9 protein-coding genes and 1 tRNA gene are annotated in these 16,453 nt (G+C 41.8%); 5 read left to right on the top strand and 5 right to left on the bottom strand.

Going from position 1 to position 16,453, the window contains the following annotated elements:
- Nucleotides 1-73 precede the first annotated feature (73 nt).
- A complete protein-coding gene (locus HB679_RS05715; protein ID WP_214070968.1) occupies nt 74-2,869 on the bottom strand; it encodes an outer membrane beta-barrel protein in 2,796 nt (931 codons plus the stop codon).
- Nucleotides 2,870-2,906: 37 nt separating this feature from the next.
- Nucleotides 2,907-3,731, bottom strand: a complete 825-nt coding sequence (locus tag HB679_RS05710; protein WP_214070967.1) for a hypothetical protein — start codon at nt 3,729-3,731, stop codon at nt 2,907-2,909.
- Between the two features lie 243 nt (nt 3,732-3,974).
- Here HB679_RS05710 and HB679_RS05705 point away from each other — a divergent pair.
- Nucleotides 3,975-4,048 (top strand) — tRNA-Pro (locus tag HB679_RS05705).
- 82 nt (nt 4,049-4,130) lie between these two features.
- On the opposite strand, the gene HB679_RS05700 is transcribed toward HB679_RS05705, so the two are convergent.
- From HB679_RS05700 to HB679_RS05690, 3 genes are all read right to left on the bottom strand, one after another.
- Nucleotides 4,131-6,509 (bottom strand): TonB-dependent receptor, encoded by a 2,379-nt coding sequence (locus tag HB679_RS05700; RefSeq protein WP_214070966.1) that lies wholly within the window; start codon nt 6,507-6,509, stop codon nt 4,131-4,133.
- Between the two features lie 109 nt (nt 6,510-6,618).
- Nucleotides 6,619-7,731, bottom strand: coding sequence for an alpha/beta hydrolase-fold protein (locus HB679_RS05695; RefSeq protein ID WP_214070965.1), 1,113 nt, complete (start codon nt 7,729-7,731; stop codon nt 6,619-6,621).
- A 91-nt stretch (nt 7,732-7,822) separates the two neighbouring features.
- Complete coding sequence (locus tag HB679_RS05690; RefSeq protein ID WP_214070964.1) at nt 7,823-10,963, bottom strand: AsmA family protein; 3,141 nt, start codon at nt 10,961-10,963, stop codon at nt 7,823-7,825.
- Nucleotides 10,964-11,149: 186 nt separating this feature from the next.
- Here HB679_RS05690 and HB679_RS05685 point away from each other — a divergent pair, with 186 nt between their 5' ends.
- The 4 genes from HB679_RS05685 (at nt 11,150) to HB679_RS05670 (ending at nt 16,444) form a co-directional block, all read left to right on the top strand.
- Nucleotides 11,150-12,001: an SDR family NAD(P)-dependent oxidoreductase gene (locus HB679_RS05685; RefSeq protein ID WP_214070963.1), complete on the top strand. Its 852-nt coding sequence runs from the start codon at nt 11,150-11,152 to the stop codon at nt 11,999-12,001.
- Nucleotides 12,002-12,070: 69 nt separating this feature from the next.
- Nucleotides 12,071-12,994: a response regulator transcription factor gene (locus tag HB679_RS05680; protein WP_214070962.1), complete on the top strand. Its 924-nt coding sequence runs from the start codon at nt 12,071-12,073 to the stop codon at nt 12,992-12,994.
- Nucleotides 12,995-13,092: 98 nt separating this feature from the next.
- Nucleotides 13,093-13,581 carry a peptide-methionine (S)-S-oxide reductase MsrA gene (msrA, locus tag HB679_RS05675; RefSeq protein WP_214070961.1) on the top strand — a complete coding sequence of 163 codons (489 nt, stop codon included), beginning with the start codon at nt 13,093-13,095 and terminating at the stop codon, nt 13,579-13,581.
- Nucleotides 13,582-13,768: 187 nt separating this feature from the next.
- A complete protein-coding gene (locus HB679_RS05670; RefSeq protein ID WP_214070960.1) occupies nt 13,769-16,444 on the top strand; it encodes a family 78 glycoside hydrolase catalytic domain in 2,676 nt (891 codons plus the stop codon).
- Nucleotides 16,445-16,453: the final 9 nt, after the last annotated feature.

The following is a 16,453-nucleotide window of genomic DNA, read 5'->3' as shown; positions in this document are numbered from 1 at the left end:
TTTGACAATAAAAGCGAAGGCCTGCTCCGACAATCGGGGCAGGCCTTCGCTTTTATATGCTCAGCAGTAAATATTACTGGTAAATAAAACTACCATCGCCTCGTCGTTGCATATTCTTGCCATTTTGTTGTGGCCGGCCTCCCCATTTTTGCAGGTTAAGACGCAGACCAACCAGGAAGTAACGACTGTTTGTATTGGATATAGTACTGATCTGCCCTCCAGCTATAGGTTGTTGCAAGATGAAGTTATTTTGATGAAACACATCAAATACATCAAAGGTAAACACCAGGTTTCTTTTTTCAAGGAATTCTTTCTGAAAGCCCATGTTAACTACAAAAGGGTTGGTGCTGTTTTTAACACCAGATACAAAATTTTTACTGGCGCTATAGTTGATCTGGTAGGTCTGTTTGAAATAAAACTTGCCATCAATAGCCAATCTGGCGGTTGAATATTGTGTACCCAGGGCCTCGTCTATTGAGCTAAAACCACGTGTTAAGGTATAGCCTACATAAGGGTTTACTTCGATATTGTCATTCGGATTTATCCTTGGGCCAAAACGGTTGTCAAATGACCAGGTGTCCTGGTGGAAAACCTGGTTGTTTTCTTCGGCAGTTGCATGGTTGTAATTTACACTTCCGTTCAAAGCCAGGTTGTATCTCCTGTCATCCAGCTGTTTCGAGATACTATAGCCGGTGCCCCATGCATAAGAACCGTCCAGGTTAAGATATTGCACCAAGGTATAATAGTTCTTAGGGTCGGTTGGGATTTGAAGACGCAGGTTGTTAGTAGCAATTTTATGCGTGTATAGATTCAGATATCCATTAAGGCTGATGTTAAACCTCGAATTTGCCAGATAATTATTGTACGATCCGTTCAGCGAGTGGTTAAAGCCAGGATCAAGATTAGGATTACCTACAATAACATTTAATGGATTAGACCGGTCTGTAAATGGCTGGATCTGGCTAAAATCAGGATCTATGTTGGCGCCGTTATAATTTAATTGGATACGTTGTGTGCGAGACCATGAATAAGAAAAGCGGAATGCCGGTATAACTTTAAAGCTATGACGCGACGTAGATGCGTTTTCAAAAGTATTGTCATTAAGCTTGGTGCCGGTAAGCTGATAGTCTATAGCTGTAGCTCCGATAGACATATTGACCTTCTTGCCATCCAAACGGTAATTAGCTGTATACCTTGACTGGGTTATGGAGAAATTATATTGATTGCCTAAATCTGGTCTTGGAATTAAATTACCCAGAGGATCCACCTCGGTCTGGGTAGAGATTGCAGAGTTGGCAGAATTTGACCAGCTCCCGCTGAACTCCAATAAAGACACCAAACTCAAAGGTTCGGTATAAGTAGCAGAACTCGAAACTGATGTGTTTTCATTATGCCGGTTAATTAATAAATGGACTGTCGAGTCTTCCAGAGGCAAATGGTTGTTTAAAGTGCTGTCTGCGTAATAACGATAGTATTTGTTGGTATTACTGTTAGATGAGTTGTCGCTATGCGAAACGTTGAAGTTAACAGAAATGTTTCTCTTCGGCTTTCTGAATAAGTGAACGTATAGCGCACTGGTACCATAATTCTTGCCTGAATTAGTATTGCTGCTAACACCGCCACTAAAAACATGGCGAAAATTGGTTACACCTTCTGAATTACTGTAATCATCAATCTCATTACGCTGATAGTTGTTTGAACTAGATGAATTTGATACACCAAAAGATGGATTTACCTGGACAAAGTTCAAACTATCAGCCTGTATATCTATTTGAAAGTGTCCGTTTTGGCCATTGCTGGTGCTGGTATTGCTACCCTGTTGATCGAAATATTGCGGTCCCCCAAACAAACTATCACTCTTTGCTGTGACAAAATTACCAAATTGATGATTGATGGAATTATTGTTACTATACCAATACCCGTAGCTGGTATTTACCTGCACCTTCTTGCTTAATTGGTCGCGATAGCTTACAGAAGGCGAACCGCTGTCGGTAGTGCCCGGGTTACCGCCACCAATGCCGTCGACTGTGCTTTTGGCATTGCCAATTACACTCATTACCTGGTTGCCGTCAATTCGTTCGACAGACAAATTTGCATTGTAACGGCCGTTATTGCCGTACTGATCTGTGGTGCGCCCGGTTATGCCGACTGACCTGTCTGGCTTTGTTGTAATGTTCAGTATCTTTTCAGGCAATCCTGTCTTGATACCCGTACGTGCCGCTTGCTCGCCGTAATCGTCAACGATCTGTATTTTCTCAACGATGTCGGCCGGCAGGTTCTTGATGGCTTGGGCCACACTACCACCGGCAAACTCTTTACCATTTAGTTTCGCTCTTACTACTGCTTCGCCCTGGTGAATTAGAGAGCCGTCAGAACCAACTTCCATGCCCTCCATTTTTTTGAGTAATTCATCGATCGTAGAATTTGCCCTTACTTTATAGTCAGACGCGCGATATTCAACAGTATCTGTTTTGTATGTTACGCTGGGTGTGCCGTTAATTTTTACTTCATTAAGTTGATTGGTTTCGTCTTTTAAAGTGATGGGGTCTAAGACAATTTTTTTGGCAATATCGCTATTGAGGTATTTCTTTATAAAAGTAACCGAACCTATACTAGATACCGTTAGGCTAAATGTAGCCCGCTTAACATCTCTGATAACAAATACACCATCCTCATTTGTAGAAGTTTTTATCGTATCAACCGCCGATTTTAAAGTAATTAACGCACCCGGAAGCGTTTCGCCTTTCTCGTCTTTCACCACGCCACTTACTTCGCGGGTAGGCAAAGGAGGGGGCAAAGGCTTAGTTTGGGCCGATGATTTGCCGTAAACAGATAGTATAATAGTAAGTAGCAGTAGAAATTTCTTCATATTAAATTAGTAGGTATAAGTTTTAGTTCTGGAGTAATTATGGCTTAGCCAAAGTGTATTTACCCCAAAAATCAGTAGGTGTAAGCATGTCCTCGTAATCGATATTGGTACCGCCTCCCTGACCACCACGACCGCCGCCGCCTCTGCCACCACGACCACCGCCGCCACCACCAAACCCGCCACCGTTTGGTAAAGGCAAACCGTTAAGTACAATGTGGTAAGCAAATTCTTTTGACTGATCTGCCGACAGGCCCAAAGCCTTAAGCGGAATAGCTATTTCGATGGTAATGGCATCAGCACTGTCATAACCAACCGCCGATTTGATGCTGTATTCGTTGTAGATCGAAATCAGGGTATCGGTAATATCTTTAAAACCCAATACCTTGATCTCTTTTGCTGCGTCGATAAATTGCTTATGTGCATCGGCCAGCATGGCTTTTTTTGCAGAGTCTGTTAAGTTAGATCTGTCGCCGCCAAAGCCGCCGCGCCTGTTACCACGGCCGCCGCCACCTGCACGGTTTACTACGGGGTAGGTAAGGCTATATGCGTTTTTGTCGTTCTTTTTGTCGGCAGTATTAATCAGAATATTGATACCACCGGCCTGTATTTTGGCTATATTGGTAATATCGCTTGATTTAGCTATCAGATATAAATATTTATCGTCGTTAGCCAAAGTGTAGTATAATTTAACGGCTTTGTTATAAGCCTGAAAGTTATCCTTCCACTCAGAAATATTGCCGTCAACTTTAACTCCGGGAGCGGCTAAAACACTGCCTTCCTGAACGGTTTTTAATTTATCCTGTGCATGTAACTGAATAGCAGTTAAAACGGCAAAAAATGATAGCAGAACAATCTTTTTCATATTTATCCCTATTTAATATAGGTTTAACGGCGAAATTACGCCGAAGTTTAATCAATATCACAATGTCATATAAATGTTGCTTAACATGTCATATGATTGTTGCACAAACCCTTGTTAAAACAGGTATATACATGATGTAAGAAATATAACCTTTTGATTTAGTGGAAGGTTAGAAAAAAGTCGAAAATCTTTTTAAAAAAGATTTGCAGGGGTGATTTTTAATCCTACCTTTGCAACCCCGATCGGGATGTAGCGTAGCCCGGTATCGCGCCACATTTGGGATGTGGAGGCCGCAGGTTCGAATCCTGCCATCCCGACTAAAAGCGATACCAAAGCAAAAGCCCTTAAATCTGATGATTTAAGGGCTTTTTGTTTATATCAGAATTTTGATGTGCACACTTAAAAATCAATACGATAAGTTAATACCGGCAGAATGCCGATCCATTTGTCTTTTTCTACAATACGTTTGCTGGGATTATAAAATAAACCGGTATTGTTTTGCCGATTAAGCAGATTCTGGATATCCAATAGCAGATAGTGCGCTACTTTTTTTCCATTGATACGATAGCTTGCCGAGAAATCTACCCGTATATAAGGGTCGGCTGTTAGTGTGTTGATTTTGGTCTCGTCGATAACCTGCTCGTCTAAACGCAGTGATTCTGCCAGGTTAATAGGCGAATATTTGCGGCCGCCGGCTAAAATTACTTTACCATTCAACCCAAACAAATTCTTTTTGTCTTTACTTACTGCCCATTCTTTACCTGCAACCGCGTTAACAACCACATGACTGTCAAAAGTTGTATGGAACTCCTGGCCGCTCAAGCTTTTGAATTTAGAATCGAAAAGAGATGTGGTGGCCATAAAATAATAACCTTTGCTCAACGATTTCTCCAATGAAAACTCTATGCCATAGTTTTTACCGGTACCTTTATTTACCAATGATGTATAATCTGCTGCACCAATGCCTGTATCATCAAGTACATTAAGTAGTGAGAAGTTACTATTCGGATCTGAGGAAACGGGAACGTCATACAAATGCTGGTAATAGACCTCGGTTTTAAACTTTAGATGTCCTGAAAAAAATTTCTCATAGCCTATCACCGCTTGTTCTGATTTAGTAGGACGCAAGCCACTATTGGTAACAACTGATGAGTTAGGCAGTGTAGCAAAATAATAAGACAATGATTCTAAACGGCTATAAGCACCTGCCGCTAAAGATAGATTTTGGGTGTTACCTAACTGGTAATTTAACCCTAAACATGGCTCGAACGACCAACTATTACTTAAACTAAAGTAATTAGTGTGTGCGCCGGCATTTAATGTTAAACCGTTGTCAAAATCGTACTTGTCTTCTATAAATGCGTCGAAGGTATGGGCGTTACCACTTTGGTTGAGCAATTGCTGCAATGATCGGGTTTCTTGTTTATATTCCTGGTCGTACAGGTTATAGTTAAGATAACTGGCATTTATACCTACGCGTATATTGCTGGCATCTGTGGCGTGATAGTTTAAAGTGCCCGCATATCTTATGGTGCTGTTGATATAAGTAGCGTTCTGCACCGTACTTGGTTGGTAAGCATGGGTTAAGGTATCGCTAAGCTCGCGGCTCTGGTCGCGGCTGTAAGATATGATGTTAGTAAGATATAGTTTACTGTTAGCAATATAAACGTGTTTAAGCCCTGCGCTGCCGGCGCCATATTTGCTCAGGAAATCGTCGCCATCGCTGCGTTCCTTCCACTTTGTAAAGTCGTGTTTGGCGTTTACATCAACAGAGCTTAATCCACCAATACCAAATATCGAGAAAGTACCGGCCGATTGGGTGGGAAATACAAAGTTAAAGGAGAGATCCTGATACTTAGGCACACCGTCTGAACCAAGTAATCCCGTTTTTTGAAGTAGATCCAACGAAGAGTACCTATAACTAATTAAATATGAAGCACTGCCCCCTTTTTTAAACGGCCCTTCTGTTGTTATGCCTGCGCCTAAAAGACCTATACTTAAAGAGGTTTCATTCTTATCGGTATTGCCTTTTCTGAATTTAAGGTCGAAAACGCCCGATGTGGCGTTACTATATTCCGCAGGCATAGCCCCGGTATAAAAATCTGAGGTACTAAGCAACGCAGAGTTGAGCATACTGATACTGCCGCCCGCAGCGCCCGCATTGCTGAAATGATTGGGATTAATAATTTCAATTCCCTCCAGCCGCCATTGCAGGCTTTTTGGCGAATTACCCCGCACCACAATTTCATTGTTGTCGCCACCGGCCACCACGCCGGCAAAACTTTGCGCCATACGTGCCGGATCAAAAAAGCCGCCTGCGTAACGATTAGTTTCTTCGGGCGAGAAAGACCGCGCGCTGCTCAAGGCCATATTATTAACAGGGCGTTTGTCTCTGCCCGCACCGACGGAAACTTCGTGCAATTGTTTGCTTTGAGGTTCCAGTTCAACGTTTACCTCGGTCTCCTTGCCGGTAGTTACAAGTACTTCGGTCAATACCACCGTTTGATAGCCTGGGTACGATACTTCCAGGATATGCCGCCCCACGGGCACATCAGATATTTTATATACACCCTCGACATTTGTAGTGCTGGCTTTTATCGGATCGACAGAACTTATTTTAACGGTGACGCCGGGCATTGCCAGCTTCGTGCTTTTATCGGTAACAATACCTTTAATGGTTTGTGTAAAGCCCGGGGAAGCCAGCGTTTGATTTTGTGTGAAACCTCTTAAAGGCTGAATGAAAATGAGTAATAATGCGAGATATACAAACTGTTTCATGTGTTATTTTTCACATAAGACACGCTTGTTATGATTGACCCTGAGTAGAAAAGGAAAAAACTAAATCAGCTGCAATCAACAGTAAGAAAACGGAGGATTATTTATCAGATCATTTTGCGGGCTGATAATCTTTCCAAAGCCATTCCAGCGCCTCGGGCAGTGTTTGCTTTCTTACTTTACCATCAACATGCCCGGCGTTACGGGCAAAAATAAACTGGTATTGATAGTTTTTATCAGCAAGCACTTTTGCCATATTTTCATTTGCCAAAACCCAGTCATGCATATCATCGCGCATGATGTTTGGGTTGTAAAGGTCCTGATCGCCTACCTCCATCCAGATCCGCAAGGGTTTTGGGCGAGTGTTAGGGATAATGCTGTCATGAAAGCCCCAGGCACCATGGGGTGTTTTCTTGTTGTAGGGCCATTGCTGGTTAATGTAGGTACCAGAATAGGTAAGCACGCGATGATACCACCCGGGATGATACCATGCCATGATCAACGCGCATGACCCGCCAGAACTGCCTCCCATGGTTGCACGGCCATTAGGATCTTTAGTTAGCTTAACCTGGCATTTACTTTCTACCAGTGGCAATATTTCTTTTTCTACAAATTCTGCATATACGCCATTCATCGTATCGTATTCCAACCCTCTTTCGCTGCCTTGTGCATCGCCGCTGCCGTTACCTATAGAAATGGCAATCATTGCCGGTACTTTGCCTTCAGCAATCAAATTGTCCAATACCGTAAAAAGTAAATTGTCCGGGCCATCGGCACCAATTATGAAGGGTGCCGCATTGCCGGTAACATATTGTTTTGGAACGTACACGGCTATCTGACGAGTGTACGACGCGGGGTGGCTGGTAGTAACGATTAGTTTAGCAGGTTCGGTCGGATCTGGTGTGCCAAACGTTTTAGGTTCGCGGGCAATGCCGGGGTAAATTTTGCTGTCCTTTGAATCTACAGTAAAGCGATATATAGTACCCTGCGGTACATTTGGCTGAATAATTGACTCTGGTGCCGGATCATGTTTGGGGCCAATAATAAAGTTTCCGTTGGTGCTGGGTGAAGGATTGGTTCCGTCCGCTAATTCCGTCGCCGATACATAACCTGGCGTGTGCGGGTCGCGAATTGGTATCTGGGCCATAACTGGATTTATACACAACAGCATTTGAAACAACACGCCCAACAATAGGGTGCGATTAATTAGGTTAGTTGATTTCATTTATTTCGGTTTTAAAAAGATGCTGGTTACATCGTTTTTTAAATTTAGTATTTATGAGCGCATCTAACAAATTAATCCTCAAGCGTTCTTGTTAATTATCCTCTTCGGGTGTTTCTTTTAATTCATCTTCTTTTTTGCCTTTACCCAAATGTATTTTAGGATTATCCTGTGTGCCGGTAATATTCATGGGGATGCCTATAATACCTAATGGCGGCAACCCGAGCCTGAATTGAATATTGATATTTTTAGCAAAATCTACCTGCCCGCTAAACCTTACCCGGAAGCCGGCTACCCGTATTTTGGTTTGCTCAATAGTAATGATGTTATTGGCAATAGTAGTTTTAATATCTATTTGCGATACGCCGGGGTTGTTAGCAATGCTATCGTGTTTGGTTTGGCTGCCAATAGCATTAAGCATTTTAAAGCCATGCATTTTTATAGCTTTTGCCGATAGAACGCCACCACCTTTTAACGACGAATATACAGGCTGCATATTGCTGTTTAATTGCCCGCTTAGCTTGTAATCTAATGACACCAAACCTTCGGCATTACCAGCTGCAGATGCCATATCATGAAATAGCTTTACCTGGTTATAAGCCTTTTTGATATCAAAATCTTTGGCATTGATATGGTACGTAAAAAATGCTTTTTTGGGTGAGATGCTGGTATAATCCGCATCCATACTAACAGGCGCACCAATAAGGTTAAACCCGGTTTGTTTTAGGCTGATGCTTCCATTGTTGATAATCATCTGTCCTTTGGAATTATTGATCACTAAGCCATTATATTTTACCGCCTTTACATCGGCAGTAAAGCTGAGATTCAGGTTTTTGGGCACGATGATTACGCCTGATGGTGAGCTGGCCGAGGTATGATTAACAGGTTTAGTTGTTGGCGAAGGGCTGGCAAAAGCCATAAAATCGTCAACCGTAATTTGATTGCTGGTTAATTTAAAATCGCCTTTGAGGGTTGACGAGGGTTTCGTGGCGTAATCAATAACGTTAGATAGTGCGCCATTTAAAACTATTTGCGAGCTGCCATAGTTGGCAGTAAAACTATCAAATTGCATTTTATCCTGGTTAAAGCTAAACGCGCCTTTTGTTATTAAAAACGGTTTCGGGAAAAGCTCAGATGTTAACGCGATATTATTTACAGTTAAGGAACCCGAGTTAGACAGCTTATCATACCGGCCTGCCTGCGCATCGCTTTGTTTTCCTTTTAATGCCAGGTTAGCGGCAATGGTTCCCCTTGCATTATAACCTTTAACAGCAAATACTTTGTAAATTTTACCAATGTTTATTGTTCCCTGCGAGGTAACGGCATACTCCAGATCATTAAAGTTTTGTAGCCGCGCCTTTAATGAAAAAGGTTCGCCCTCAAACCTGAATGATATCGGTTTTATAAAAACCTTTAAGCCACTTAACGATGCAGTATTGTTGGTTATCGCTGTGCTAACCTGTATGTTTTCAATTGGGTGCGGGTAGTATTTAGTTTTTATCGAGCCATTTTTTAGCAGGATATTGGCGACTACAGCCGGATACTTCTTGTGAGTCGGGAGATATTTCCCTTTAACTTTTACGTCAGCATCCAGATCTCCTTTTAAATCAATGCTATCAACAGGATAAAATTGGCGCAGCTCGGCTAAATGAAACTTTGCTTGTAGCCGCGCATCTACCGGCATATTGGCAGCATTAGCCAATTTAAAATAGCCTTTTATATAGTTATCCAAGGCGGTGGCGTTGATATTATCCATGGCCACGCTGATATGTTTATAATTGTTATCCGGACAATTGGCCGTTAGGTTAAAGCTAATGTTATTGATAGACTGGGGCAAATTGGCATATTTAAAATAACCGTTCTTAAATGACGATTGGATCGAAAATTTTGGAATGCTGGTAATAACCGTGTCTATCTTTTTGCGGAGCCCAGTTTTTGTTATACCCGTTGCATATTTACCTTGGGCCAGTAAATGCAGGGCGTATCTACCTTTAACGCTAAAGGGTTTAATACCCATGGCGCTGTTCCATTTTTCCAGATCAATTTCTGTATTTACTTTGGCATAAATAACAGGCTCTTTAATACCCTTTACCCGTATAACCGAACTGAAGTAATCTTTGCCAATGTTAAAGTAGCTCGAATCTATACTCACATATAAGCTATCCGGATTAAGCCCCGGCACCTTTGCCTGGAAATTAAGGAACAAATGACTAATAGGCGAAGCCGATTTTTTATAAGAGATAAAGCCATTACGGACTTTTAAACTCATAAGTAAATTAGGTTTCAAGTTATCTTTGACAACGTATTTGCCCGTAAGCGCAATTTTTATATTGCCATCCCCATCTACATCTGTTTGCTCTAATAGTTTTTGATAGGCTGCCGGTATAGCGGTTACAATATCACCAAGATCGCTTTGGTGCGAATCGATCTTAAAGTCCATATCGTAACCATCCTTAATAAATGCAAATCGACCGGTAAACTGCACCGGTAGCTGGTTTATCATCAGGTTGTTTTTCTGGAAAATAAACTCCAGCGATTTGGTGTTGATCTTGGTTACCAGGTCGGCATTTACCTTTTTGGATATGATATAGGGCTGTTTGGCATAAATAAAATCAAGCGACTGTATATCGGTATGCGTATGCAAATCAAAAATATCTTTGGTAAGATCGCCACTGCCGCTATAATTAAAACCAGAGGCAATGACTTTCATTGGTAATGATTCGTCATTGTAAACCAATCTGCTTTTTTCAACCAAAATCTGATCAATACCTAACGATGTCTGCCCGGTATCGGCCGCTGCGATATTTTGTTGTTTTTTCGCTTTGTAAACATTGTAATTTGCCTTGCCGGCGCTATCAACCTGTATATTAATGAGTGCCTGGTCAAGATATATTTTGTTGATGTTTATTTTGCTGTGTAACAATGAGGAAAGGTCGATACCCAGAGAAAGCTCTTTGGCTGATATTAATGTGTCTTTCTCAAACGGTGCGCTCCCTTTTAAATTAACATCATATAGCGTCAAGGTAAGTAGTGGAAAGCGTTTAAAAAAAGACAAATGCGTGCCCGAAAAAGAAATATGGCCGTTGATGCTATCATTGGCCCAACTTTGAATCTTTTTTGTAAAGGTTTGCGGGAAAAGGTAAGGTAACAAAAACATGAGCAGCAGTAGGCTACCTATGATAATGCCAGAAATTTTCAGCGTTTTTAATAGTATTCGTTTAACAGAGAATTGCATCGGCTACAAGGTTGGTTAATAGCCCAAAATTAAGAAAATTTAGCTTAGCCTTAGGTGTGCCTTGCCCATAATGAATCAGTGAGTCATCAACTTTCTCATTTTGCCTACTAAATTCCTCATTTATGCTACAAGTAGCCATTGGCATCTGCTCACCTTTGTGGTGTTATTTATTTAAAATATACAATCATGACACAACAAAATAATTCAAGTAGCAGTAAGGTTTGGTTCATCACCGGAGCTTCCCGAGGCTTTGGCCGCGTTTGGGCAGAGGCCGCGTTAAAACGTGGCGATAAAGTTGCAGCAACCGCACGGCAGCTAAGCAGTATAGCTGATCTTAATGAAAGGTATGGTGAAAACGTATTAACCTTAGCCTTAGACGTCACTAATGCCGAACAAGCAAGAGCGGCTGTCGAACATGCTCATGTCCATTTTGGAAGGCTTGATATTGTATTGAATAATGCAGGCTATTCATTAGTGGGTACTATTGAAGAAGCGAGTGCGGTTGATGTCCGGGCGCTTTACGAAACCAATATTTTCGGCACCCTGGCCGTTATACAAGCAGCGTTGCCATTATTGAGAGAGCAAGGCGGGGGGCACATCCTGGGTACATCTAGTGGTCTTGGCCACGTAACAATGCCCGTTATTGGCTATTACGCTTCTTCTAAGTGGGCGTTCGAAGCTATTCACGAAGCATTGGCTGCAGAGGTTGCGCAATTTGGTATCAAAGTAACTATTATTGAACCCGGCGCTTACGCTACCGAATTCGGCAGTCAAGATTCTTTAAAATTTGCACCGGGTCTTGAAATTTACGAAGATTTTAAAACGCAGTTTGTTAATCGTTTAAGAGATTTAGAGCGGGGGGATCCGGATGCAACACCTCAGGCACTATTCCAAATTGTTGATGCTGAGAATCCGCCGTTACGGTTTAATTTAGGAAAACATAACTTAGACTGGGTGCGCTCGGCTTACAACGAGCGTTTAGCAATCTGGGAAGCTTGGCAAGCCGTGTCAGAATCGGCACAAGGCGAACCAAAGTAATCTGTCGGTAAAACAATTAATGATAACCGGTAAATTAAACTTTATCGGTTATTATTGTAATGAAGCATTATGAAAAAAGACGAAAATAGTCCCCCGAAATTCGAATCGTTATCAGACGCTCATCGGGCATTTGGTTTCCCCAAACCGCTACATCCTTTGATCAGTTTGATCTCCGATAGGAGCGAGCGGCTGGAGATAACCCGGCCAAAGGGGCGCCATGTACTTAATTTCTATAAAATATCGTATCGTCCAAAGTTTAGCGGCAAATTAAAGTATGGGCAAGATTATTACGACTTTGATGAAGGTGGGTTGTTGTTTGCAGCTCCTAATCAAATAGTTGGCGGTAATAGCGAAGAGGATGAAGTAGACTGCTCACAGGTTACACTATTAATTCATCCGGATTTTTTGTTGAATTATCCTTTGGCTAAAAAGATCAAACAATATGGCTTTTTCTCATATGCCGCTAACGAAGCCCTGCATCTTTCAGAAAATGAAAAAGCCACTATTATGTCTATTTTCAAGATCATTGAAGATGAATTGAATAGCAGGATAGATGATTTTAGCCAGGATATTGTTATATCACAGATAGAATTATTACTCAATTATGCCAACCGGTTTTATAAACGCCAATTTATTACCCGTAAGTCCGTAAGCAGCGGTTTGTTGCAAGAATTAGAGGAGATTTTAAACCAGTATTTTGGAGATGAAAAATCGCTAAGCCAGGGAACCCCAACGGTTCAATACCTGTCAGAACATCTGAATATTTCTCCAAGTTATTTAAGCGATATGCTGCGTTCGTTAACCGGGCAAAATGCACAGCAGCATATCCATAACCGGTTGATTGAAAAAGCGAAAGAACAATTGTCTACAACTGGTTTGTCCGTAAGCGAAATTGCTTATCAATTAGGCTTTGAGCATCCGCAATCATTCAGTAAGTTGTTTAAGACAAAGACAAATTTCTCGCCGTTAGAATTTCGTCGATCTTTTAACTGACAGTGTCGAAATTTTTATTGAATAATTGTAAAAATGACCGCTAAAGAAACGCATTCATTCAATGATATGTTACCTTTAGGCATTATAAAGAAAATAACATGAATACTGAAAAAGCCATTTTAGCAGGCGGTTGCTTTTGGGGAGTAGAAGAATTAATTAGACATCAACCAGGCGTAATATCTACCGTGGTAGGATATACCGGTGGCGATGTTAAAAACGCTACTTACCGTAATCACGGAACACATGCAGAGGGGATAGAAATTGTTTTTGATCCTGAACAATTATCTTATCGTAAACTTCTGGAATATTTTTTCCAGATCCATGACCCAACTACCAGGAACAGACAAGGTAATGATATCGGCACCTCTTATCGCTCGGCTATTTTTTATTTAAGTGATAACCAACGCGAAACAGCTCAAGCTCTGATAGCAGAAATGGATGCCTCCGGCGTGTGGCCAGGCAAAATCGTAACAGAAGTTGTGCCGGCGGGCGATTTTTGGAGTGCAGAAGTTGAGCACCAGGATTATTTGCAAAAAAATCCATACGGGTATACTTGTCACTTTGAAAGACCTGACTGGAAACTATAACTGCCGGGCTTTCTTCGTAACTCTAAGTGCAAGCAGTTGAAAGCGAGCTAACGTTTGGGGTACGCGTTTAACGGGCGTAAGCAAATAACGAAACCATCAGCGAGTACTTTAATCGGATGAATCCGTAGCCTACACACTTTTTATCCTTGCGATAATTTGTACCTTGGACCTACCAAGTCCAATCTAGATGAAGCCTGTTTTCGTGTTTGTTATTTTAGTTCTATTTGTCCCGGCGATTGCTTTTGGTAAATCGCCGGCTACAAAAATTAAAGATCTTAAATGTGAATATCTTTCAAACCCTACGGCAATTGAAAGCCAGCACCCTATACTTAGCTGGCAATTGGTTTCGGCTGGTAATGATGTAAACCAAAAAGCTTATCGAATTATAGTCGCCAGCAGCAATGCTTTATTATCGCTAAATATTGGCGACTATTGGGATAGTAAAGTCGTGCATTCCTCTAACTCTACCCAGGTTACTTATCAGGGCAGAGCGCTGCCATCCAGAAAAAAACTATATTGGAAAGTAATGATCTGGGACAACAAGAATGTCGCGTCCAACTGGAGTACGACTGTCTCATGGTCGATGGGCCTGTTACAAGCAGCCGACTGGAAAGCCAAATGGATCGGCGCTATGACAGATCCTTGCCCTGATTCGGCTATAACCTTTCCCGCGCCTTATTTTCGCAAAGAATTTATTGTCGGCAAAAAAATAAAACAAGCAACGGTTTATGTGAGTGGCTTAGGTTTTTATGAATTATACATTAACGGCAAAAAGATAGGCGACCAGGTACTGGCTCCTGCAGTCACCAATTACGATCAGCGATCGCTTAAAAAACTGCTTTACCCTTACAACGACCAATCTACCCCGCGGGTACTGTACAACACCTTTGATGTTACAGAAAACATTATCCAACAAAATAACGTCGTTAGCATATTGCTGGGTAACGGCTGGTACAATCAGCGCGACCGTACCGTTGAGGGTAGAATGTGGTACGATGTGCCAAAGCTAATCTTTCAATTGGAAATCCAATATGACGATGGAACTACCCGCATTATATCTTCTGATGACAGTTGGAAAACCAACACCGGGCCACTAATAAAAGACGGTATTTTTACTGGTGAAAAGTATGACGCCCGGTTAGCGCTTGGTAATTGGGACAAACCGGGTTATAATGATACTAAATGGCAATCGGCTATAATAGTTAGGCCTCCTGTTGGTGCTTTGCATCCGCAACTGGCGCCTTTTGATAAAATTGCACGCACCTTAAAGCCAACTTTCGACGGTAAGTTACACGATTCTGTTTACCTATATCATTTAGATGAAACGGTTGCAGGATGGGCATCTGTTAATGTTAGTGGTGCCGCAGGCGGCCACATCAAAATACGCTATGTAAGTGAAGAAGGCGATGATTATGGGCAGTATGATAGTTACACGTTAAAAGGGCAGGGAACAGAAACCTGGGAACCCAAATTTACCTGGCATGCTTTTAGAAAAATAGAGATCACAGCTAAAAATGTGATTCTTGACGCCGAAAGCGTCGAGGTGAAAGATGTACATACGGATGTGTCGCAAAATGGAAGTTTTGAATGTTCAAATCCGTTCTTCAATAAAATCAACGAGGCTTATTTAAGGACACAAAAGGCAAACCTGCACGGCAGCCTGAGCAGTGATTGTCCGCACCGTGAAAGATTAGGCTATACAGGCGATGGGCAAGTGGCTATGGAAAGCGCACTGTTATCGTTTAACATGCCGCAGTTTTACCGCAAATGGTTTAATGATATGGACGATGCCCGGAATAAAAAGACCGGCTTTGTTACACATACCGCGCCGTTTGCGGGCGGCGGTGGCGGCCCTGCCTGGGGATCGGCCTATGTAATTATGCCGTGGTTGTACTTTTCTTATTATGGCGATACCGCAGTATTAAGGCAGCACTACGCTGGCATGAAACAATGGGTGGAGTATCTGCAAACCCGGACCGATAAGAATGGCATGATATCGCACGAAGAACCAAAAGGCTGGTGTCTTGGCGATTGGTGTACGCCAGACCATATACAGCTTCCTGAACCTTTGGTTAATACCGCATATTTCTATCACGTTGTTGATTTGATGAGCAAGGTTGCTGCGGTATTAGGGAAAGATAACGACCGAGCAAAATTTGAGAATCTTGCCCGGCAGATTCAAGCAAATTTTAATAAAGCCTGGTATAACACCTCAACCAAAACTTATTGGGAGGGCCGGCAGGGTGCAGATGTATTCGCCCTTGCTTTTGGATTGGTGCCAAAGGAGAATTATAACCTGGTTTTTAACTCATTGCTTAATCACCTTCAAAAAATCAATTATCATTTTGATACCGGCATCCTGGCGACGCCGCTATTGTTAAAAGTGCTGTCAGAAAATGATCGCGACGATATTGCCTACAAAATAATGAATCAAAAAGATGCACCGGGTTTTGGTTATCTGCTGGATAGTAAAAACAGTACGTTATGGGAGTCATGGAATGGGAGCGGATCGCATACCCACCCCATGTTTGGTAGTGTGGTGGAATGGTTTTACACAGCCCTCGGAGGAATTAAACCTGATGAAAACGGCGCCGGCTTTAAACATTTTATTATTGAACCGCATATTATTAAAGATCTTTCTTATTGTAAATCTTCTTACAATAGCTTATTCGGTAAAATACGTTCAGAATGGCATTTGAATAAAAACGGCAATTTAGAGATACTGATTGAAGTACCACAAAATACATCTGCTAGTTTTATTTTCCCAAATCATAAAACGAAGATAAAAGATAGGGCTGGCATGACTATTTTAGGTAGATCCGCTGAATTACAGGCAGGGCTTTATCAATTTGAGGTGCTATAAAACTGACAA

This window comes from Mucilaginibacter sp. dw_454 (genome assembly GCF_018449775.1).
Lineage (GTDB): Bacteria > Bacteroidota > Bacteroidia > Sphingobacteriales > Sphingobacteriaceae > Mucilaginibacter.
Note: the sequence above shows the minus strand (reverse complement) of the source record. Positions and strands in the feature narration are given on the sequence as shown.

Excerpts from the sequence above, each read along its gene's own strand:
- HB679_RS05715 (WP_214070968.1), bottom strand. The coding sequence starts at position 2,869 with ATGAAGAAATTTCTACTGCTACTTACTATTATACTATCTGTTTACGGC.
- HB679_RS05710 (WP_214070967.1), bottom strand. The coding sequence starts at position 3,731 with ATGAAAAAGATTGTTCTGCTATCATTTTTTGCCGTTTTAACTGCTATT.
- HB679_RS05700 (WP_214070966.1), bottom strand. The coding sequence starts at position 6,509 with ATGAAACAGTTTGTATATCTCGCATTATTACTCATTTTCATTCAGCCT.
- HB679_RS05695 (WP_214070965.1), bottom strand. The coding sequence starts at position 7,731 with ATGAAATCAACTAACCTAATTAATCGCACCCTATTGTTGGGCGTGTTG.
- HB679_RS05690 (WP_214070964.1), bottom strand. The coding sequence starts at position 10,963 with ATGCAATTCTCTGTTAAACGAATACTATTAAAAACGCTGAAAATTTCT.
- HB679_RS05685 (WP_214070963.1), top strand. The coding sequence starts at position 11,150 with ATGACACAACAAAATAATTCAAGTAGCAGTAAGGTTTGGTTCATCACC.
- HB679_RS05680 (WP_214070962.1), top strand. The coding sequence starts at position 12,071 with ATGAAAAAAGACGAAAATAGTCCCCCGAAATTCGAATCGTTATCAGAC.
- msrA (WP_214070961.1), top strand. The coding sequence starts at position 13,093 with ATGAATACTGAAAAAGCCATTTTAGCAGGCGGTTGCTTTTGGGGAGTA.
- HB679_RS05670 (WP_214070960.1), top strand. The coding sequence starts at position 13,769 with ATGAAGCCTGTTTTCGTGTTTGTTATTTTAGTTCTATTTGTCCCGGCG.